This is a genomic window from Halalkalibacter okhensis, from assembly GCF_000787375.1.
In the GTDB taxonomy this organism is placed as follows: Bacteria; Bacillota; Bacilli; order Bacillales; family Bacillaceae_D; genus Halalkalibacter; species Halalkalibacter okhensis.
The window spans coordinates 1-21,503 of the sequence record NZ_JRJU01000041.1; the positions used below are offsets into that span (position 1 = coordinate 1).

21 protein-coding genes are annotated in these 21,503 nt (G+C 37.5%); 4 read left to right on the forward strand and 17 right to left on the reverse strand.

What is annotated here, in order from left to right:
- Positions 1-32 precede the first annotated feature (32 nt).
- From LQ50_RS20155 to LQ50_RS20180, 6 genes are all read right to left on the reverse strand, one after another.
- Entirely contained in the window at positions 33-1,094 is a 1,062-nt protein-coding gene (locus LQ50_RS20155; RefSeq protein ID WP_052144890.1) for an EAL domain-containing protein, read from the reverse strand.
- Positions 1,095-1,169: 75 nt separating this feature from the next.
- Positions 1,170-2,174: a methylmalonyl Co-A mutase-associated GTPase MeaB gene (meaB, locus tag LQ50_RS20160; RefSeq protein WP_034632791.1), complete on the reverse strand. Its 1,005-nt coding sequence runs from the start codon at positions 2,172-2,174 to the stop codon at positions 1,170-1,172.
- A 94-nt stretch (positions 2,175-2,268) separates the two neighbouring features.
- Complete coding sequence (gene scpA / locus LQ50_RS20165) at positions 2,269-4,425, reverse strand: methylmalonyl-CoA mutase (protein WP_034632793.1); 2,157 nt, start codon at positions 4,423-4,425, stop codon at positions 2,269-2,271.
- A complete protein-coding gene (locus LQ50_RS20170) occupies positions 4,422-6,473 on the reverse strand; it encodes a methylmalonyl-CoA mutase family protein (RefSeq protein ID WP_034632794.1) in 2,052 nt (683 codons plus the stop codon). The genes scpA and LQ50_RS20170 overlap by 4 nt, the downstream gene beginning before the upstream one ends.
- 104 nt (positions 6,474-6,577) lie before the next feature.
- Positions 6,578-8,128, reverse strand: coding sequence for an acyl-CoA carboxylase subunit beta (locus tag LQ50_RS20175; RefSeq protein ID WP_034632796.1), 1,551 nt, complete (start codon positions 8,126-8,128; stop codon positions 6,578-6,580).
- A 26-nt stretch (positions 8,129-8,154) separates the two neighbouring features.
- Entirely contained in the window at positions 8,155-8,781 is a 627-nt protein-coding gene (locus tag LQ50_RS20180) for a TetR/AcrR family transcriptional regulator (RefSeq protein WP_034632797.1), read from the reverse strand.
- Positions 8,782-9,014: 233 nt separating this feature from the next.
- Between LQ50_RS20180 and LQ50_RS20185 the strand changes: the two genes are divergently transcribed.
- Positions 9,015-9,197, forward strand: coding sequence for a hypothetical protein (locus LQ50_RS20185; protein WP_034632798.1), 183 nt, complete (start codon positions 9,015-9,017; stop codon positions 9,195-9,197).
- A gap of 127 nt (positions 9,198-9,324) precedes the next feature.
- Here the strand turns inward: LQ50_RS20185 and LQ50_RS20190 are convergent, their stop codons facing one another.
- Together LQ50_RS20190 and LQ50_RS20195 are read right to left on the reverse strand one after the other, a co-directional pair.
- Positions 9,325-9,624 carry an IDEAL domain-containing protein gene (locus tag LQ50_RS20190; RefSeq protein WP_034632800.1) on the reverse strand — a complete coding sequence of 100 codons (300 nt, stop codon included), beginning with the start codon at positions 9,622-9,624 and terminating at the stop codon, positions 9,325-9,327.
- Positions 9,625-9,888: 264 nt separating this feature from the next.
- On the reverse strand, positions 9,889-10,641 hold the full coding sequence (locus tag LQ50_RS20195) for a hypothetical protein (protein ID WP_034632803.1): 753 nt from the start codon (positions 10,639-10,641) through the stop codon (positions 9,889-9,891).
- Between the two features lie 376 nt (positions 10,642-11,017).
- Between LQ50_RS20195 and LQ50_RS20200 the strand changes: the two genes are divergently transcribed.
- Together LQ50_RS20200 and LQ50_RS20205 are read left to right on the forward strand one after the other, a co-directional pair.
- On the forward strand, positions 11,018-11,575 hold the full coding sequence (locus LQ50_RS20200; protein WP_034632806.1) for a tyrosine-type recombinase/integrase: 558 nt from the start codon (positions 11,018-11,020) through the stop codon (positions 11,573-11,575).
- 45 nt (positions 11,576-11,620) lie between these two features.
- A complete protein-coding gene (locus LQ50_RS20205; protein WP_034632809.1) occupies positions 11,621-13,126 on the forward strand; it encodes a potassium/proton antiporter in 1,506 nt (501 codons plus the stop codon).
- Positions 13,127-13,185: 59 nt separating this feature from the next.
- On the opposite strand, the gene LQ50_RS26085 is transcribed toward LQ50_RS20205, so the two are convergent.
- From LQ50_RS26085 to LQ50_RS20250, 9 genes are all read right to left on the reverse strand, one after another.
- Complete coding sequence (locus LQ50_RS26085) at positions 13,186-13,536, reverse strand: P-II family nitrogen regulator (RefSeq protein ID WP_034632811.1); 351 nt, start codon at positions 13,534-13,536, stop codon at positions 13,186-13,188.
- A 3-nt stretch (positions 13,537-13,539) separates the two neighbouring features.
- Complete coding sequence (locus LQ50_RS26090; protein WP_034632814.1) at positions 13,540-13,902, reverse strand: P-II family nitrogen regulator; 363 nt, start codon at positions 13,900-13,902, stop codon at positions 13,540-13,542.
- Positions 13,874-14,623, reverse strand: a complete 750-nt coding sequence (locus tag LQ50_RS20220; RefSeq protein ID WP_034632816.1) for a DUF1538 domain-containing protein — start codon at positions 14,621-14,623, stop codon at positions 13,874-13,876. Before LQ50_RS20220 ends, LQ50_RS26090 begins: the two co-directional genes overlap by 29 nt.
- Positions 14,620-15,312, reverse strand: coding sequence for a DUF1538 domain-containing protein (locus LQ50_RS20225; RefSeq protein WP_034632819.1), 693 nt, complete (start codon positions 15,310-15,312; stop codon positions 14,620-14,622). The genes LQ50_RS20220 and LQ50_RS20225 overlap by 4 nt, the downstream gene beginning before the upstream one ends.
- 41 nt (positions 15,313-15,353) lie before the next feature.
- Positions 15,354-16,010, reverse strand: coding sequence for a potassium channel family protein (locus LQ50_RS20230; protein WP_034632856.1), 657 nt, complete (start codon positions 16,008-16,010; stop codon positions 15,354-15,356).
- A gap of 224 nt (positions 16,011-16,234) precedes the next feature.
- Positions 16,235-16,594 (reverse strand): response regulator, encoded by a 360-nt coding sequence (locus tag LQ50_RS20235; RefSeq protein WP_034632822.1) that lies wholly within the window; start codon positions 16,592-16,594, stop codon positions 16,235-16,237.
- A gap of 69 nt (positions 16,595-16,663) precedes the next feature.
- Positions 16,664-17,104, reverse strand: a complete 441-nt coding sequence (locus LQ50_RS20240; protein WP_034632824.1) for a chemotaxis protein CheW — start codon at positions 17,102-17,104, stop codon at positions 16,664-16,666.
- 23 nt (positions 17,105-17,127) lie between these two features.
- A complete protein-coding gene (locus tag LQ50_RS20245) occupies positions 17,128-19,161 on the reverse strand; it encodes a chemotaxis protein CheA (RefSeq protein ID WP_034632826.1) in 2,034 nt (677 codons plus the stop codon).
- 228 nt (positions 19,162-19,389) lie between these two features.
- Entirely contained in the window at positions 19,390-20,205 is an 816-nt protein-coding gene (locus LQ50_RS20250; protein WP_034632828.1) for an HAD family hydrolase, read from the reverse strand.
- A 230-nt stretch (positions 20,206-20,435) separates the two neighbouring features.
- Between LQ50_RS20250 and LQ50_RS20255 the strand changes: the two genes are divergently transcribed.
- Positions 20,436-21,392, forward strand: coding sequence for a phosphate/phosphite/phosphonate ABC transporter substrate-binding protein (locus LQ50_RS20255; protein ID WP_034632830.1), 957 nt, complete (start codon positions 20,436-20,438; stop codon positions 21,390-21,392).
- Positions 21,393-21,503 lie beyond the last annotated feature (111 nt).

Sequence of the window (21,503 nt, forward strand, 5' to 3'; positions counted from 1 at the left end):
TTTTTTACTAGCTATTTACATTCGTCAACCGACTAATACACTCGCTGTTCACTTAGTTGATCTTGAACTAAAGGTTGATCATTTGGCTTCCCAAAGAAATACCCTTGCGCCAGTGAAATACCTACCTGTTGGCAGAATTGGGCTTCTTCCGGACGCTCAATTCCTTCTGCTAAAACAGTCATCCCATATGCATTCCCTATGTCTAAAATCTCTTTTATTCTAGACTGCTTTTCTTGGTCTTGGTCACAATAAGCGATAAGACTACGATCAATTTTAGTGAAATTAGGTTTCAATTCCTTTAAGACTTCTACACTAGAAAAGCCTGAACCTAAATCATCCAATGCAACTTTCATTCCATGCTCTTGATAAGTACGAAAGATCATTTTTAAATGGTCCATATTTTGAATTTTTTCTGTCTCGACAACTTCAAATACGAGATCAGTTGGTGCTACTCCGTATTTTTCTACTGCTTTAAATGTACTTTTCAAACAATGATTCGGATCATAGATCGATGATGGCAAAAAATTGATAAATCTCTTCACTCCAGGTTTTACAAGCCTAGAACTAATTTCTATTGAAGCAATTCGTGCCTGACTATCTAAATTTGATTGTAAACCAGCTCGTTGTGAGAATGAAAACAGTTCTCCTGGGGAGAATGGGTAGCCATTTGGCAATGGTCGTAATAAAAATTCATACCCAAAAACGTCATTTTGTTGTAAAGAAATTATAGGCTGCAAATGCTGAGTAAACATTCTTTTATTAATAATTGAGACAAAGTCTCGATTTTTCAGACGTTCGCTAAGAACTGGAAATGATGTCATATTAACAAATCGGTTTTGGTTTTTATTCTCGTCAGTGTACGTACCAACTAATTGCTCTTTTTCTTCTTTCGTGAAGGAGGCACGAATCTTTAACACCATTTCTTCTAGGTGCTCAAAAGACGTATATGGAACGAAGACCAAACTATCATTTTCCTCGTATTTTTGAACTATTTTCTTTAAACTGTGTGTAATCATTGTATTCTTACTATGAAACAGTAAATACCCTTTCGACTTTAACTCTGGAAATTGACTGCACCTCTGGCAATCATTCATTTTATCCCCTCCAATAAGATGTTTCCCCCTTTTACTACATTTTAGCTGATCATACTGAATAAAGAAATCTTGGACTCATTGATGTTGATATTTATTTAATAACTCAACAGCTGCTTTAGTCGGACTGATTTGACCATTTTCAACTGCTTCTGACACCAATGATAATTCACTCTTCACTTTCGTATTTTCATAAAAGTTTGAAAGAAGCTGCTCCTCTAGCAAAGAATAAAACCAATTCATCGCTTGTGCTTTTCTTCGTTCTGCGAATTGATTTGATTCCTTCACAAATTGAATAAACATTTCAACTGCATTCCAGCATTCTTCTATGCCTCGTCCCGTTTGTGATGAAACGGTTTGAACTTTTGGCTCCCACCCCTTTGTCGTTTCAGGTAACATATGAAGGATTCGGCTTAAATCTACTTTCGCTTGCTCGGCTTTTTGGACGTTGCTCCCATCTGCCTTATGAATGATTAATAAATCTATTAATTCCATCATGCCTTTTTTCATTCCTTGCAGCTCATCACCAGCACCTGTTAGCATTAATACTAAGAAACAATCAACCATTGAACGAACAGTAATTTCACTCTGACCAACCCCAACTGTTTCAACGATAATAATGTCGTAGCCTGCTGCTTCACATAAAAGGATTGTCTCCCTTGTTTTCCTAGCTACTCCCCCTAAAGTTCCTCCAGCAGGAGACGGCCGTACAAAGGCGTTAGGATGTTTAGATAAGAGCTCCATTCTTGTTTTATCTCCAAGTATACTCCCTCGTGATAACGAACTTGAAGGATCGACAGCTAGTACAGCAACACGGTGTCCTTTGTCACAAAGCATCGTACCAATCGCCTCGATAAAAGTCGATTTCCCAGCTCCAGGAACACCAGTCACCCCAAGCCTTATCGACTTTCCTGTAACAGGAATAAGAGTCGTTAGGACATCTTGCGCTATAGAAAAATGCCTTTTCGCATTGCTTTCTATTAGGGTAATTGCTCTAGCTAAAATCGCTCGATTATTTTTTTTAACTCCTTCTATATACTCTTCTTTAGTAAGTGAACCTCGCCTGTTAGCCTGCTGACCCATAGCTCCTCCTCCCTACAAAGCTATGAAAGGTGCCTAAGAAGCACAACTTTAGACACCTCTATAGCTACATAATAAGTAGATAAAAACTTATTTCTTAGTCCACTGCATAGCCCAATCGTTTATTTAATTCCTCCATAATTTGCTTAGCCGCGATCGGGATAACGGTGCCTGGTCCAAAAATGGCCGCTGCCCCCTTATCTTTTAAGAATTGATAATCTTGAGCAGGGATTACACCACCAATAATAACAAGAATGTCTTCTCTTTCTAACCTGCGAAGCTCCTCGATGACTTGAGGAAGCAACGTCTTATGTCCAGCAGCTAAAGAACTTACACCAATGATATGCACATCATTTTCAACAGCTTGCATGGCTGCTTCTTCAGGTGTTTGAAATAACGGTCCAATGTCGACATCAAACCCCATGTCAGCAAATGCGGTTGAAATCACTTTCGCTCCGCGATCATGACCATCCTGTCCCATTTTCGCAATCATAATCCGCGGACGTCTGCCTTCGTCTTCAGCGAATTGATCTGTGATTTGCCGAATTTCATCCATGATCTCCTTCTCCCCAAACTCAGCACGATAAACACCGCTTATTGATCTAATAACTGCTTTGTGGCGACCAACCACTTTTTCATACGCCATAGATATTTCACCAAGAGTGGCCCTTACTCTTGCAGCAGCAATCGCGTACTCTAATAAGTTCCCTTCTCCAGTCTTTGCTGCATTTGTTAAATCAGCAAGTGCCTGATCTACCTCTAGTTGATTACGCTCATTCCTTACTTTTTCTAATCGTTTTAGTTGAGCAGTTCTAACAGCAGAATTATCAATATCAAGTATTTCAAGGTCCTCTTCTTGCTCCAGACGATATTTGTTCACACCAATAATCGTTTCTTTATTCGAATCAATCTTTGCTTGTCTTCGAGCTGCCGCTTCTTCGATGCGCATTTTAGGTAGCCCTGTTTCAATTGCCTTTGCCATTCCTCCAAGTTGTTCCACTTCTTCAATATGAGACCACGCTTTTTTCATCAATTCCGCAGTTAAAGACTCTACATAATAAGATCCTCCCCATGGATCTAATACATTTGTAATCCCTGTTTCAGTTTGTAAGTATAGCTGTGTATTTCGAGCAATTCGAGCAGAGAAATCAGTAGGCAAAGCGATCGCCTCATCTAACGCATTCGTATGCAGTGATTGTGTATGACCTAGAGCAGCTGCCATCGCCTCAACACACGTTCGTATGACATTGTTGTACGGATCTTGTTCTGTCAAGCTCCATCCAGACGTCTGCGAATGTGTTCTTAATGCGAGTGATTTTTCATTTTTCGGCTCAAATGGCTTCATTAATTTTGCCCATAGCAATCTAGCTGCTCTCATTTTTGCCACTTCCATAAAATGATTCATCCCAATCGCCCAAAAGAATGACAGCCTTGGAGCAAATTGATCAATATCAAGCCCAGCCTTGATTCCCGTTCGCACATACTCAAGTCCATCAGCAAGAGTATAGGCAAGTTCAATATCAGCTGTGGCTCCAGCCTCCTGCATATGATAACCTGAAATGCTAATACTATTAAACTTAGGCATATGCTTTGATGTATAGGCAAAAATATCCGCTATTACTTTCATCGATGCCTCAGGTGGATAAATATAAGTGTTTCGTACCATGTACTCTTTTAAAATATCGTTTTGGATTGTACCTGTCAGTTTTTCTAAAGGAACACCTTGCTCCTCTGCTGCAACGATATAAAACGTCATGATTGGTAACACGGCTCCATTCATCGTCATCGATACAGACATTTGATCAAGCGGAATGCCATCAAATAAAATATTCATATCCAAGATTGAATCAACTGCAACTCCCGCTTTTCCAACATCCCCTACTACACGGGGATGATCGGAATCATATCCCCTGTGGGTAGCTAAATCAAAAGCAATCGATAACCCTTTTTGTCCTGCTGCTAAATTTCTACGATAGAAGGCATTGCTTTCTTCTGCAGTAGAGAACCCTGCATATTGCCTAACTGTCCACGGGCGTGTTTTGTACATGGCTGGGTACGGGCCGCGAAAGTAAGGAGCTATGCCTGATACATAATTCAAATGACTCATGTTCTCGAGGTCTTTTCTCGTATATACAGATTTAATTGGAATTTGTTCTGCCGTTTGAACCACAGCCACCTCGGGCCCGTTTACATTCTCTCTAATTTCATTAAAAGATGGAAAAGGTATTTTATGAAAGTCTGGTTTCTGTTTCATAGCTTACTTCCTCCAATCTCTTCTTGCAAATCATACAAGAACTGGTAAGCATTTGTGTTCCTATCAATAGCTCCTGCCAAACCAGCTTCTAATAATTGCTTCATATTTGAGTCTGTTTGACGACCTGCTATATAAATTTGAGTTCCTTTTTGCTTAAGTTGTTTAACGACTGGCAAAGCTACTTTTTCATAACTTTCGTCCTTCCCACATAGAACAACAAGTTTATGTTTTTTAGCTAGATCAATGATTTCTTCAGATGTTTCCACAGGAGTAGACTCTTCTACTTTAAACCCACCGCATTGAAACAGTTCCTTACTAAAATCTACTCTTGCTTTATGAGAAGCAACACTACCTATCCGAACAAGGTAGACAACAGGTTCTGATACTTGCTCTTTGATATGATTGGAACGAATGCGTAGTTGTTCAAACGGTTCGGCTAAGCGTCTTTGAACAATGGGTTTAATTTTAACTGTTTGACAGTTGCCTTGTAATAGGTGATGTATTTGATGAAAAGGGGTGTTTTGTTGAACCATCTTTTTGACGTCGTCCATTGCTTCTGGTATTCCTTTAATTGGCTGATCTTCAGCATCCTCTAGTCTAAGAAAATACTCGTTTCGTGCTGCTTTTCCTGATTTTTGTTTTGCTAATTTATTTTCGGTCTTATTAACGTATTGATTCACGCCAATCATCGTTTGTTTTCTGTGTTTGATGTCTTCTACTTTTTGGTTCCAGCAAGTTTCAACTTTTGTTTGAACAAGACCGCTTTTTAATGATGCAAACATTCCTCCAGCACGTTCAAACTCTTGAAATATCGCCCACGCTTTTTCCGCTATTTGTTCTGTTAAATGCTCAATATACCAAGATCCCCCTGCAGGATCTACCGTTGCGCCAATATATGCCTCATCCTGCAATATCAAAGTTGTATTTCTGGCAATACGGCTTGAGAATTCAGTTGGCTCTTGCACAAGCTCATCAAATGGACTCACACAAAGACTTTCTACTCCAGCTATTGCTGCTGAAAATGCCTCACTCGTTCCACGTAATATATTCACATATGGATCTTCTTTTGATTTCGTAAACAATGAGGTTTTTGCATGAATCACCATTTTTTGGCCAAGTTCTGTTGCGCCAAACTCATTCATTATCACTGCCCAAAGTGTGCGAACGGCACGAATTTTGGCTATTTCGCTAAAAAAGTCTTGCCCGATAGAAAATGAAAACGTAATGGATTCTCCTGCCTCTGTTGCAGAAACTCCACGTTTCATGAGGGCTTCGACATATTCAACACCCGTTGAGAGGGCACTTGCGATTTCCAATGCAGGGCTTGCTCCTCCATTGTGATACACATGACTTTGAACTAGGACTGTGCGTAATTCTGAGTGATGTCCTTTTGCCCACTTCACTGCCCAAGCCATCAAATCATAACTGCATCCTAATGAGTAATTCATATTCCCTTCCTTAGCCAATTGGTGCAATGGGTCAGAACCAATCGTGCCCGTTAGTTTGCTGGTAACTAGATTCAAAGCACTTAAGAGCGGAAGGCTTACGACCCCTGTATCAATATGAAACGGAAGTTGGGACAAGTCGAGACCACAAAATGCTTTCTGTACATCTTCTAAATCAAATAAAGGAACGGAAGTCATTGTCTCTTCGCATTTTGGCTTTTCTCCATTTTTCATTTTATTTGTAATCACGACATGCATGACATTTTGTCCTCTTGCAAACTCGTGTGTTACCCTCTCTCTAAGTAATATAGGTGTGGCTGCACCTAATTCTTGACTAACCGCCAATCGTACTGGTACTTTTTTTGTCCCTCTTACATAAGGAAAGGTGCCAGGTTGATCAACGAGAGTCTTGCATGCTTCAATATCTTTTGATTGATACATAGGTTCAAGGACAATATCGTCTTGGAGTTGTGTTAGAAGCGTTTCTTCAAACGATTTCCCTTTTAAAGACTTTTCTACAACTTTACGCCATTGTTCATACGTAGGAACTGGAAATTCATTAAAAGTCATATCCATCATATTCGGTAGCCACTTTGGCTTCACCGCTCACTCCCTTCCTGACAAATAAGGCGTTAGAGAGACCATTTCTTTTCAATGCCCTCTTTTTAGCACTACAATAGATTGTTTACTATTCCAATTGCTTCTTCTTACAATGGGATATTGCCATGTTTTTTCTTAGGTAGTTGTTTCTTTTTCTTTTTCAACATTTCCAACCCATGAATAAGGCTTCGCCTAGTGTCTCTTGGATCGATAACATCATCGACCATTCCATTTGCAGCGGCAATATACGGATTAGCAAATCGCTTCTTGTATTCATTAATTTTTTGTTGCCGTTTTTCTTCAGGGTTCGGGCTTTCTTTTATTTCTTTCGCATAAATAATTGTTGCTGCACCTTCTGGGCCCATAACAGCTATTTCTGCATTCGGCCATGCAAATACTAAATCAGCACCGATAGCTTTGCTATTTAATGCAACATATGCACCACCAAATGCTTTTCTGACAATAACCGTTATTTTTGGTACGGTTGCTTCAGAATAAGCATATAAAATCTTTGCACCATGTCGAATAATTCCACCATGCTCCTGTTGAACCCCCGGAATGAATCCGCTTACATCTTCAAAAGTAATAAGCGGGATATTAAAACAATCACAAAATCTAATGAATCTTGAGCATTTATCTGATGAATTAATGTCAAGTCCACCTGCCATCATCTTTGGATTATTGGCAATGATTCCAACCGTTTCTCCAGCAATTCGGCCAAAGCCAATGACAATGTTTTTCGCAAAAAGCGGTTGAACCTCCATAAATTCTCCGTCATCAACAATTTTCTTTATTACTTTCCTAACGTCATATACTTTCGTACCGTCAACTGGAACGAGATCAAGCAATTCATTTATTCGTTCATCAACTGGTCGTTTTTCCTTTGGTTTAAGATAAACCGCACGCTCCTCGTGGTTTGCAGGAAGAAATTGAATTAACCTTCGCACTTCTGCTAATACATCTTCTTCGGTTTTTCCGGTAAAATGTGCATTCCCACTTACACTAGAATGCACCTTTGCCCCTCCTAAATCCTCCGCATTGATTTTTGCTCCTGTAACACTCTCAATTACTTTTGGTCCAGTAATAAACATTTGGCTTGTTTTTTCCACCATAAATACAAAATCAGTAATTGCTGGGGAGTAAACAGCTCCACCAGCACAAGGTCCCATAATAACAGAAATTTGGGGAATGACTCCTGAATATATCGCATTTCGATAAAAGACATGCCCATACCCATCTAAAGATAAGACACCTTCTTGAATACGAGCTCCACCAGAATCGTTCAGTCCAATTATAGGTGCACCATTTTCAGCCGCTAAGTCCATGACCTTCGCAATTTTTTGTGCATGCATTTCCCCTAATGCCCCACCAAATACCGTGAAGTCTTGTGCAAATAAAAAGACAAGACTTCCATGTATTTTTCCGTATCCTGTGACGACTCCTTCACCAGGGGCTTGATCTGAACAAAAGGCATCTCCTCGAAATTCAATAAAAGGGTTCAGTTCAACAAATGTTCCTTCATCGAGCAAATAATCTATTCGTTCTCTAGCCGTCAATTTTCCTCGCTCATGTTGGGCGTCAATTCGCTTTTGTCCTCCCCCCTGTTTGATTCGATCACGACGGTCTTCCATATCTTGAATAAAATCATACATATCCATATGAACAACCCCTTTTGACTTAATTCCTATTCACTCCTAAGAAAAAAGCGCATATATTCTTGTTTTAGACGTGCCTCTTTCGTTAAGACTGCATTCATGACTAAATCAGCATAAATATTCGCAATTTCTTGAATTGAATACTGACCTGTTTCTTTGTACCACTTGTAAGTCCAGTTCGTCATACCAAAAATAGCCATTGAGGTGATAGGCACAGGAATTTCTTTTCTAAATTCCCCACACGCTATTCCTTCTTCCACAAGACGAAACATCATATTTTTGTAACGTCTTCTCTTTAATTTAATCGTGTCAAAGTATTCCTTATTTAAGTATAGAGACTCTTGATAAAAAACCGTGACATGTGGCCGATACAATTCAAACATCATCACAAATGATCGAATGGTTTCATACAGCCGCTCTGCAGGTGTGGAATACCGATTATATGCATCTTCTGCCTTATCTAAGATGTATGTAATAAAGGAGTCATGTACGGTATATAAAAGTTCATCTTTTGATTTAAAATTATGGTAAAATCCGCCCTTCGATGAACCACTTTCCTTTACAATTCGATCTACGGTTACAGCATGATAGCCGTTCTCTTCAAAAAGAAGGAGAGCCGTTTCAATAATCCGTTCCTTCGTAGGTTTTTTCTTCATTCGTGCTCCCACCACCTTCCATTATTAATTCATTTGAATAGAATACATAAGATAAATAACTTAATGAACTAAATTAACCGACTGGTTAGTCTGTTAAAATTGTACAAAAAGTTCAGATTATTGTCAATGTAAATCTGTAAACGCTTACAGTATTTCGAGTGATTCACTTGTTAGATGTATATGGAAAATGGGCATAATAAATGAAAAAACTTATAGAAAGGAGACGAACTATCATGTCCTATCATCCTGAACGAATGAAAATGTTGCTCACCTATGATCGCTTTTTAATGTCAGCTTACAAAGAAATATTGCAGTTTACGAAGGACGAAGAACGTGCTCTTCACTATGTATTTACTAGCTATATTAAAACTGATCCTATTTTCACAAACGCTTATGAACTATTAACAGAAGCATAAAAAAACTCTCACAAAAGTAAAATAGGGATGTCCAAAAGATTCTAGACCTTTTGGACATCCCGGTTCTAACTTAATTATATCGTCATTACTCGTTCAATGCGCCCACATAACCAGATTAGGTCTGCAGCTAGCTCTCAAAGGTTAAATACAATTCAAATCCATCTTCTCTTACCGTTTTTCCTTCCCCATGTGAATCTATCCATTGTTTATATTCTGTAGCCCATTTTTGAAATTGCCCTTCATCTCTTTCATATAATGCTTTATCAATCAGTTTTTTCAGTCGTTCTTTTTTAAAGTGATAGAGTGAATATTCTATGATAGCCTGTGCGTATAAGGATTGCACCGTGTCTTCTGAGCGTGACTGTAAACTTTTAATCACTCGTAACTGCTTAGTAACCCTCGGATCCATTGCAAAGTCGTTTATCATTTCAATCCCTCCTACTTTCTGTTAGTATTTAAATTACCCTTAAGAATCACGTTTCAAACATTCCTTACAGAAATATCTGATTTTTCGGCTCAAGTCTTTTAGTCTAGTATTCTTATTGCATTTCATTCTCATGAGAAAATGATTTCGTTTACACTATATATAGTCTCTTCTCATTAAAATGAATGCTAACGACTTGAATGCAACAATCAAGACTCCAATGTTGGTAAGGTGGGAAGGATCCTATTATCTCACTTAAAACTTCAATTACATCTGACTTTTTAGTTGCTGTGCCCGCAAATTCCGCTCTTCATTTGTTAATTTCGGGCATGCGTAGCAATAATTTCCCTCCGCTTTTAAATAACTCATACAACAAGCGCCTTTTATTCTTACTTTTAAATCAGGGTCTTTCCAAGAATCAACATAGCGGAATGTTAAATCAAACGGATTTCGTTTTAATCCAAAAATGTCAGGTGGCAATGTCTTAAGCATCTCATGATCTCTTTCAATTGTTAGAACTGCTGTCTCTTCATTTTTCCATGTAGGAAAGCGATTATAATATGGATTGGTGACTAACCCCCAAACTTGTTGCTTAGATAGACCTGACGTTTCCGCAATTTTCTGAAATAAAGGTTGGACCTGTTCAATTAACTTTGTAATTTTTTCTTTACCTATGCTCTCTCGTTCTTCTTCATTTATATCTACCCACTGAGGTTGAAGCATTTGGAAATGGGCTTCTTTTCCTTCTCCTACAAAGTGTAAGCTTTCATATTGAAGCCATTTATTATGGATAAAGTATGTATATAAATGAGCGGTTATCAAGTTTCCAAACCATTTCATCAAGTTTGCTCCACCGAGTCGACGATCTGCGGCATTGAAGCAGGTCCTCCGATCATCTACCACTTTCTCCATTATTTCTGGATCAAGCATCTCCCAAATAGAGATCCCCTTTAAGTGTGAAGAAAAGTCTTCAACCTCAATAAAAAACTGTTCTTTTAGAACGACTTCTAAATGCTTCATTTTTTCTCCGCCTTTAACAATTTATTATATAGAGTAAGTGTAACAAATTCTGTTATGATAACGCACACATTTAGGCTCTTAAGCCTATACTAATCATATAGTTTTAGCTAGAACTTACTTAGAAGAAGATGCACAAACATTTTTGAAACTCCTATGATGTATTCGCGAAACATCTTTGGGTTTTCGTTTGAGACTGCACTTCTTCTTTTTTTATCCTTTGCTTTGGCTTAAGCAGTGTAAACACTTACAATTCTCAAACAATATCAATTTTAAAATAAAAATAATTAAATTGACTGAATTACATGCAAATTTGAATTTAGTTACATAAATCTATGCTATACTAATAATATGTAACTAGTTTAAAGGGGCTGACCAAATGGAATTTGTAGAACCTATTCGACAAATTGAGAAAATACGAGTGATGAAGCATTACTTACAAAAACGGTCAAAACGTGATTTTTTATTATTCGTTCTTGGAATAAATACTGGATTACGAATTAGTCAAATGTTAGGACTCTTATATAGCGATGTGATGGAAAATGATTCCCCACGTGATTTTATCTTAATTCAAGGGAAATCATGCACAGATCATGTCTATTTAAATAAAAAAGTGAAACAAGCCATCTGCCATTATGTAAGACATGCCAAGCTTAGCCATGACGATTATTTGTTTTTATCTGCAAATAAAAATGGACCCATTACTCGCCAGCAAGCGTACAGAATTATTAATCAAGCTGCAACAAAAGCTGATATTGGAGGTAAAATTGGCACGCACACATTACGCAAAACATTTGGCTATCATGGTTATAAACAAGGAATTGCTGTCTCTCTCTTACAACGCCGGTTCAACCATGAGACACGAGGTGCTACTTTACGTTATATAGGCATAATTGATGAAAAAGTTGAGCCTCCTCAACTAGATGTAAATTTATAGTCAACTTCTAGATAGAAAATATTAAACAAAAGGAGAGATAACCAAATGTTTGACGGACTATTTAATATTGATTATTTTGTTTTAATGGCTGCCCTCCTTTTAATTGCAGGTGTAGTGACGGCAAAATTCTCCACAAGACTTGGTGTGCCAGCGCTAGTTTTATTCATGTTAGTTGGAATGTTAGCAGGCAGTGATGGAATTGGATTTATTTATTTCGATAATGCGAATTATGCTCAGTTAATCGGAATCGTAGCCTTAGTCATTATATTATTTGAAGGTGGTTTACAAACAAAATGGACTACCGTTAAACCAGTTACCATTCCTGCCCTGTCGCTTGCCACATTTGGAGTATTAATTACTTCATCTGTTGTTGCAGCAGCTGCAAAATATATTTTAGATGTAACTTGGTTAGAAGCGTTTTTATTTGGGGCCATTGTTGGTTCAACAGATGCTGCGGCAGTCTTTGCTGGATTAAAGGGGGTTAATCTCCGTGAACGCCTTGGCGCTACATTAGAGGCTGAATCAGGCACAAACGACCCGATGGCTGTTTTTTTAACCATCTCATTTATTCAATTAATTATGACCGATCAGCCAAATTACTTTCTTCTTGTCGGTTCATTCTTTTGGCAGATGGGTTTAGGGTTAATTATAGGGTTAGGACTTGGTAAGTTTGCTACGTGGGCCATTAACCGGATCAATCTTGATTCAAGTGGCTTGTACCCCGTTTTTGCTATGGCATTCGCATTATTAACCTATAGTGTAACGGCTTTAATTGGAGCAAGTGGGTTACTAGCTGTGTACGTTGCGGCTCTCGTATTAGGCAATGCAGAATTAACCTATCGACATTCGATCTTTCGTTTTAATGAAGGCTTCGCATGGATGATGCAAATCCTTATGTTTGTGATTCTTGGATTGCTCGTATTTCCTGCTCAACTATTCCAACTAGATATTGTTGTTAAAGGATTTATCCTTTCGTTCACTCTAATCCTGATTGCACGACCGATCGCTGTATTTCTATCCACAATAGGTATGAAATTTGCGATTAAGGAAAAACTCTTCCTATCATGGGCTGGCTTACGAGGAGCTGTACCAATTGTATTAGCAACATTCCCAATGATCTCTGGGCTTGAAAACAGTCAATTGTTTTTCAACGTTGTCTTTTTCGTTGTCTTAACCTCTGCATTAGCTCAAGGTTCTACGATTTCATTTTTGGCTGAAAAATTAAGTTTAACCGGGATGAAAAAGGAAACTCCTATCCATTCATTAGAACTTGTGTCAATTGGAAAGGCAAATGCAGAAGTAATTGAGGTAGAGATAAACGAAGATAATCCGCTTATCGGACAATCTTTAGCTGAAATCACGTTTCCAAAAGATGTTCTTGTAAATGCAATCATAAGAAACGGAAATTTAATTACACCGTATGGAGAATCGAGAATTTGTTCTGGTGACATTCTATATATTCTTGTCTCAAAACAAAGTAAAAATGAACTGAAACAAATGTTAAACGAAAGTAAAATATCAAATCCAACTTTCCAAAAAGCTGCAGAGTAGTACAAAAGGACAATCGCATACGGTCAATGCGATTGTCCTCTCTTACTTTCCTCTTACCTTTATCTCTTTTCATTGTTCAACATGTTATTTAAGATATGATTAATTCCAATCGTCCGTTCTACCTCTAAGACAAAAGCAACCCCTTTTCCAGGCTTGTTCAGTTCTGCTTCTACTAGAATCGTCTCTAATACTTCATCGGTTTTTTGCCGATCAATTAATGTTAAAACGAGTTCTTTCTCTGGCTCAATAGCAATTGAAAATAATTTCGCTTGTTCATGTATGCCAGTACCACGACCGTACACGATTGTACCACCTTCTGCACCGGCCTTCTTGGAAGCTTCTACTACTTTATCTGAATGTCCTTTGTTAACAATTGTTACAATTAAATCATATCGAATAGGAGTGTCCATCTATTACCCTCCTTGATTACTATTTTGTTTTTGTATTTTTAATAAGTGTACGATACCTGTCACTTTTTTCACGTCAATGATAAAACCGACACCATTTCCTGGTTTATTTAACTTTCCAGCTTCTTCAACAATGGAAAGAATGTGATCAACTTTTTCCACAGGGACTAAAGTTAAAATAATTTCTTTCTCAGGTTCTACAGGGATTCCTAAAAATTTTCTTTGTTCATGAATCCCTGTACCTCTACCAAATAAAATGGTTCCACCTTCTGCCCCCGCTTCTTTTGTTGCTTTTACAACTTTAGAGGCGACTCCTTTTTTGACAATCGTAACAAGTAATTTATGAGTCAGATTCAAATGTTCGATCATTTTCTTTCTCCTTTCGGCCATAAAGCAACCCTAAGGTTAAAACGGATAATATAGGTGAAAGTGCCACCAATGCAATCATTCCAAATCCATCGAGTAATGGGTCACGCCCTTCAATAACTGAAGCAATCCCAACTGCCATCGCAACAATAAATGTGACAGTCATCGGTCCTGTAGCAACTCCTCCTGAATCAAAGGCAATTGCCGTAAACGTCCGGCTCGAAAATCGTATAAGCAAAAGCGCTAGCAAATACCCTGGGATAATAAAATACCATAATGGAATTCCTAACAAAATTCGTAACATGGATAATGCAATGGAAACTGCCACACCAATAGAAAGCGTATACAGCATTATTTTTTGAGGGATATAACCTCCAGATACCTTTTCAACTTCATGGTTCAATATTCTAACTGCTGGTTCTGCAAATGTGGCTACAAATCCTAAAAGAAACCCTATCGGTATCAAGCTCCATAAATGTTCACTCTGGCCTAATATCGTCCCCATTGCTTCCCCAGCTGGTAAAAAGCCAATATGAACCCCTTGAAGAAAGAATGCTAATCCCCAGTAGGTAAGAAAGATCCCCTTAAGAATATCAATTACCTTTTTCATAGGTAGCTTCAAGATAAAAATCTGAAAGAAAAAGAAAAAGATAACAAGGGGAACTAAGGCAACGGCTACTTCATATAAAACGTGCCCAAACCCTTCAAAGATATTCATCATCATCCATACACCACCCCTAGCACCAACACTGCGATAATTGGACCGATAGAAGCTAAAGCTACAAGCCCAAATCCATCGGTGGAAGCGGACTTCCCTCTTAAAACCGAAGCTACTCCAACACCAAGAGCCAGAATAAATGGCACCGTCATCGGTCCCGTCGTCACACCGCCAGCATCAAACGAAATCGGTACAAAATGGGCTGGAGTAAACGCTGCCAGTATGAATACAACCCCATATCCACCGACTAACAAATAAGTAATCGGAATTTTCAAAATAATCCTAAGCATGGCTAGCCCGACAAAAACGGCAACACCTAAAGCAACAGTATAGATTAATAGGTTACTAGAAATTATTCCTTCTGAGACTAAATCCACTTGCAAAGCTAACACCCGAACATCTGGCTCGGCAACTGTTGCAACAAATCCTAAAAGAAAACCAAAAAAGACGACTAACCAAGCTTTTCCCATTTTGGGTAAGGCCGCTCCTATCATCTCACCAACGGGTAATAATCCAATATGAACTCCTAGTAGAAAGAGAATTAATCCCACAGAAACCATTAGAACACCAATAAGAAATTGGATGAATAGCTCTGTGGGCATTCCTATGATCGTTAATTGAAGGATAATAACAACTAGAGACAATGGCATGATGGCATAGACAACTTCTTTAACAGTATCTTTTATGTTTTGCATGATATCCCTCGTCCCTATTAAATTATTTCCTTTATACTTCTTTACATTCCCTCATCTTCAAAACGTTTCAAATCATTTTTATGACCAATAACAATTAAAATATCATTTTTTTCAATTTGATCTGTTGGGGTGGGGGCAATGTTAATATCTTCTCCTCTTTTGATCCCAAGAATCGTGCATCCGTACTTGGCTCGCACATCTAAATCGATGAGTGATTTATTTGCGACTTTATCTGTTGCAATCAGCTCAACAATGCTGTAATCCGCTGACAATTCGATATAATCAACAATTTTCTCTGACGTGAGATGTTGGGCAATCCTTATTCCCATATCTTGTTCTGGATGGACAATTCGGTCTGCTCCGATTTTCTCAAGCACTCGTTCATGATAATAGTTTTGGGCTTTTACCCATACATTCGTCACACCAAATTCTTTTAATAATAATGTACATAAAATGCTGGACTGAATATCGTCACCTATTGCGACAATAACATAATCAAAGTTTCGGATCCCCAGTGACTGTAAGGCCTTTTCATCGGTACCATTTGCAATTGCGCTATGTGTAGAATGTCTTGTCATATCATTTACTTTTTCTTCTTTTGAATCAATCGCCAATACTTGATGACCCAGCTTATAAAGTTCTTTACAAACACTACTGCCAAATCGTCCTAACCCAATGACAGCAAATTGTTTTTTCATCATCTTTTTTCTCTCCTATCCAAAAACATCAACAAAAAGAATTATATCACTATTGTATGATTTAACTCTAAATAATTTTGGCTAGATATGCCAATCTATCCTCTGAATGAATCCTTTTATTATATACTCAACAGTTAATTAGGTTTCCTCTTGTTAGATTATTTAATTCCCATTCATAAAAAGCCCTGAATCACCAATTCAAGTGGTAATTCAGGGCTGTCAAATTAACCTAAGACTTTTTTGATTGCTTCAAGAACACGATCTGCTTGAAATGGTTTTACGATAAAATCTTTTGCACCAGATTGAATCGCATCAATAACCATGGATTGTTGCCCCATGGCAGAGCACATAATTACTTTTGCTCCACTATCGATTTGTTTAATCTCTTTTAAAGCTTGGATTCCATCCATTTCTGGCATTGTAATATCCATTGTTACTAAGTCTGGACTTACCTCTTTAAATTTCTCGATTGCTTCTGCTCCATTTGCTGCTTCTCCAGCTATTTCAAATCCATTTTTCGAAAGGATATCTTTAATCATCATTCTCATAAATGCTGCATCATCAACAATAAGTACGGATGCCATAATAATCACCTCATCTAAATTTGCTTTAATATCATTCTTCCTAATACATACATAGCAATGTATGGAAATTTACTGAACTATTTTATCTAAATTAAGCAAGGTAAATAGTCGTTTTTCTAGTTTTATAACCCCGCGTATATAGTCTGTTTCGACACCACCTATTACTTCAGGTGATGGTTCAATTTTTTCGATCGGTATATCAATGACATCATTTGCTCCGTCAACAATAAATCCTAATTCAAGATGATCCTTTGATATAACTAGAATTCTAGTCGCCTCATCATACTCCTTTTCTTCAATTCCAAATCGTTTCCGTAAATTAATGATTGGTGTAATGACTCCACGTAGATTCATCACACCTGTAACAAAAGGAGATGTACTTGGGATCCTTGTAACTGGCTGCATTCGTTCAATTGATTGAATATAATCAACTTCTAATGCATACTCTTCATCTTTTAATTGAAAAACAATCACTTTTATATCTGTTTTTGTAACTGTATCATTGGCCAACTTCTCTACCTCCCCTCTCAAGATTACTTAATTAGTGCATTTGAATCAACGATAAGAGCAACTTGTCCATTCCCTAAAATCGTTGCGCCTGAAATAGCAAAGACATCGTTTAAGTAATTTCCTAGTGATTTAAGGACAATATCATGTTGACCAATTAAGGAATCAACGACTAGACCGGCTACTTTATCCCCTTTATGGACAATGACTAAAGAGTAAAACTCTTCCTCACTATGTTCACCTGGAACGTCAAACACATCTTTTAAGAAAATAAGAGGGACAACTTTACCTCTAAAATCAATGACTTTTTGATTGTGAACACTATATACGTCACTTCTATTTACAATAGCTGTTTCCACAATTGAAGATAATGGAATGGCGTATTTTTCCTCTTTCACTTCAACAAGCATGACATCAATAATGGATAATGTAAGTGGCAATTGAATGGAAAAGATGGATCCTCTTCCAAGCTCGGAGTCTACTGTCACAATGCCCCCTAATGATTCAAACGTGTTCCGCACAACATCTAGACCAACTCCACGTCCTGAAACATCTGTTATTTTCTCAGCAGTCGAGAATCCCGAAGCAAAGAGCAATCCATAAACTTGTTGGTCTGTTAATTTCTCAGCTTCTTCTTCCGTTATAATTCCATTTGATAAAGACTTTTCTAACACTTTATCACGGTCAATTCCTGCTCCATCATCTTCTATTTCAATGAAAACATTGTTTCCACTATGATAGGCCTTTAAGGTAACTTTTCCTTCTTCTGGCTTGCCAGCTGCGACTCGTTTTTCTGGTGTCTCAATGCCATGATCAATTGAATTTCTTAATAGATGAACGAGAGGATCACCAATTTCGTCAATTATTGTCCGATCAAGTTCGGTTTCTGCACCGATAATTTCTAATTTTACTTTTTTGTTTAAATCCTTTGATAAGTTACGTACCATACGCGGGAAACGATTAAACACTTGTTCTACTGGCATCATTCTCATGTTTAAAATAATTTCTTGAAGGTCACCAGAAATGCGTGACATTCTCTCAACCGTTTCGTTTAATTCCGTATTTTGAAGCTCACTTGCAATCTGTTCAAGTCTACCACGGTCAATAACTAGTTCTTCAAATAAATTCATCAATACATCTAAACGCTCAATATTCACACGTATCGTTTTATTTAACTCAACTTGTGCATTTTTTGGCTTCTCTTCTTCTTGTACCTTTTTATGAACTTTTGGTGACGTTTGTGTTTGTTCTACTTTCGTTTCAACATTCGTCTGTTCTACCTTTTGTGCAGCTAATGTCTTCACATCGAACTGTTGAACAACCACATTTGTTATTTCTGAAACTTTTAAAATTCGCTGTTGAATTTCATCTCCACTCGTTTTTGAAATGAGTGTTACTAAGAAATGCTCATCAAATTTTTCAGCCTCTAAATCTTCCGCGGTAGGAGTTGATTTTATCACTTCCCCCACTTGCTCTAGCACATCAAATACCATAAAGACACGAGCCGCTTTTAACATCGCATTTTCATCAATCGTCACTTTAATTTGATATGTAGTATAGCCTTGTTCCATTGATTGCTCAAGAACCGTTGATTCAAACTCATCATATTCTTCTACTAGTTCACTAGTAGTTGATCTTACATCAGTTGTTCCAATCTCATTTACCGTCGTTGGAAGAGTTTCTCCTTTTTCGATTTGCTCAAGCTGAGATACAACCTCTCTGACATCTCGCTTTCCATCTCCCCCACTAGCAATATCTGTTACCATAGCTTCAAGGTCATCTACTGCCATAAATACAACGTCAAGTACTGTAGATTCAGCGTCAAGCTTTTCATTACGAATGAGATCTAGAACATTTTCCATATTATGAGTTAAATGAGCCAAATCCTCAAACCCCATAGTTGCAGCCATTCCCTTAAGTGTGTGGGCAGATCTAAATACTTCACCGACAATTGATAAATCTCTTGGAGCTTGTTCAAGCCTTAGGAGATTGTCATTAATCGCTTGTAGATGTTCTTGACTCTCATCTAGAAAAACATCTAAATACTCTGCATTAATCAAGCCATTCACCTCTATATAAATTCGACTTATTGTGAGCTTTTTTTTATCCTATCACATTTTCATTATAGATTATTTTAATGATATAGGAAATAAGAAATAGTTTTTTTGTCTTATAGTTTCTTAGAATTTCAAGATAGAAACATATGAGAGAAAGATGTTTTTTTGATTTACTAAAATTTGACCTTCTATAAGAACCAACTTATAGAAGGCATTTGATCCCGTTTCACCTTATTTAAAACAAGCTGTAATTGAGGGTATAACCTTTAATGATTGATGATCCATTTCAAAGCCATGAGGGTTGATATAGATCCCTTGCATTCCTAACAATAACGCCGGTGCAATCTCATTGATAAAATTGTCACCAACGGAAGCTGTGTCTTTTGCTTCAACCTTGTATTGCTTTAATAATTCTTGAAAAATCGGCGTTGTTTGAGCAGGCTTTTTCGCTGAGGTGACAATGTGCTCAAATACATCTTGTAAGTCTAATTCATGTAATAATCGGCCAACATCCTCACGATCGCTATTAGTCACGAGAACGATATTTGTTTGTTTCTTTAATTCATTTAAACCATCCTTCAAACCTTCTAACTTCTCAAGTGTAAATTGATCCGTTACCATGTATTCTTTTGTTGCTAAATAACTAGGGTAACAATCCTCAACACCATAATGCTTCGCTGTAACAAATGGCAGCCACCATCCGTCTCCAATTGCAATCATATCATTGAAATTAAACTCGAGCGTGTGTGGGTATAGCGTCTTTATGTCATTTTCACTTAATTGCGCTCCATCCCAGCGGTGAGCATTAGAAACCATTAATGTCATCGGATCCACTGTTAATACAAGATCTCGTTTTACGTCATAAGCCTTTCCAATTTGAACAATATGATCTCCTTTCTTCATCTTCTCATATTCCGAAGTAAATTGATCTTGCTCTTCTAGTTTCACACCTACTTTTAATTGTTCAGCATAATAATCAAAGTGATCGGTTCCTTCATATAAAGTTCCATCCAAATCAAAGATAATAAGTTTATAAGTTGTTAACATTTTTTTCTCCTTTCAAACCGGACAATATTTTATCATTTTAGCATAACCGTTCGTAAATAAAAAAAAGAAATTAGTTGGAAAATATAACAAATGTATTGTAATTGTAAATAAAGTTAGTGTATTTTTAATTTAGTGTGAAGATTGCATGTTTCATATAGTATTATTTTCGAGAATCATGCATAATCACATTTGTGTTACAAAGATTACATACTAAAAAAGGGGTTGAAGATTTGAAGAAGTTACTATCATTACTTTTTGTTCTTGTACTTGCTATGGCTCTTGCAGCATGTGGTGCAGCCGATGAACCTACTGAAGAAGCGCCAGCGGCTGATCCAACGGAAGAAGAAACAGATGCTACTGAAGAAACAGATGAAGATGCAACAGCTGATTATCCATCAGAACTAGTTATGGGATTTGTTCCATCTCAAGACTCAGCAAATATCGCTGATACTGTTGCACCACTTGCAGATCGTCTTTCTGAAGAATTAGGAATTCCAGTACGCGGTGAGGTTATGACAAACTACACAGCTACTGTTGAGGCTATGGGGAATGACCAAGTCCATATCGGATTCATTCCAGCTTTTGGTTATGTTTTAGCAACTGATCGTTATGATCATATTGAAGCTGTTTTAAAATCTGTTCGTCATGGTAGCTCAACATATAAAGCTCAATACACTGTACGTGCTGATTCAGATATCGAGTCTCTTGAAGACTTAGAAGGAAAGATTTGGGCTTTACCTGACTTAACTTCTACAAGCGGATACTTATTCCCAGCTGCACAATTAATGGATGATTATGGTGTAGAGGATGTTGAAAGCTTCTTCTCTAACATTATCCAAGCTGGTGGACACGATAACGCATTAATTCAAGTGTTAGAAGGTGACGCTGATGTTGCTACAACATTTGACGATGCGCGTGAATCAATTGAAGCAGATTATCCTGAAGTAATGGAAGAGCTACGAGTTCTTGATTACACAGACGAAATTCCAAATGATACAATCTCAGTAACAACAAATCTTCCACAAGAGTTGATCGATCAAATTGTTGAAGTATTCCTTTCTTTCAATGACGATGAAGAAATGCTAGAAATTATGGATTCCGTTTACAACTGGACTGGAATTGATACAGCTACTGATAGCGATTATGACGTAGTTCGTAGTGTTTCTGAAAAATTTGATGTGAACTAATCTGAATTAATTTTGGGGGAGAATAAATTATTCTCCCCTCCTCTTTTGTTTTCTCTATCTTTTATTGTAAAGAAAACAAAAGAGGGACTTTTTACTTCTAGAAAATGGAAA